We start from the raw sequence: 479 nt of genomic DNA, 5'->3' as shown, positions 1-479 counted from the left end.
CCCGAACACCAGTTCGATCACGAACTGGCTGCCGAAGAACGCCAGCAGCAGCAACAGCATTGCCGCCAGCGTCCAGTGCACCGCCTTCATGCCGCGCCAGCCGTAGCGGCGACGGCCGATCATCAGCACGCCGAACACAATCCACGACAGCACGCTCAGCACGGTCTTGTGCACCAGCTTCTGCGCCAGCAGGTCGTCGACGAACAGCACGCCGGTGACCAGGGTCAGGGTCAGCAGCGCGAAGCCGACCGTGATCACCCGGAACACCGGCGATTCCAGGTCGGCCAGCGGTGGCAGCGCGCGCAGCCACGGGCGGAACTCGCGGCGGCGCAGGGCGCGTTCCTGCAGCCACAGCATGATCGCCAGCAGCGCGGCGATGCTCAGCGTGGCGTAGGCCAGCAGCGCCAGCCAGGCATGGCTGGCCAGGCGCCAGCCCAGCACCTTGCTCGGCTCGTGGCCGTAGCCGTGATAGGCCAGAA

At 68.3% G+C, this 479-nt stretch carries 1 protein-coding gene; it reads right to left on the bottom strand.

The window, feature by feature from the left end; genetic code table 11:
* Positions 1–479, bottom strand: a 479-nt coding sequence (locus tag K9U40_RS23490; protein WP_282892474.1) for a cytochrome C assembly family protein, incomplete at both ends; no start/stop codon positions are given.

It is taken from the genome of Xanthobacter autotrophicus (assembly GCF_030015065.1).
Lineage (GTDB): Bacteria > Pseudomonadota > Alphaproteobacteria > Rhizobiales > Xanthobacteraceae > Xanthobacter > Xanthobacter autotrophicus_D.
The sequence above is the reverse complement of the archived record's forward strand: the minus strand, read 5'-3'. Positions and strand labels throughout refer to the sequence as shown.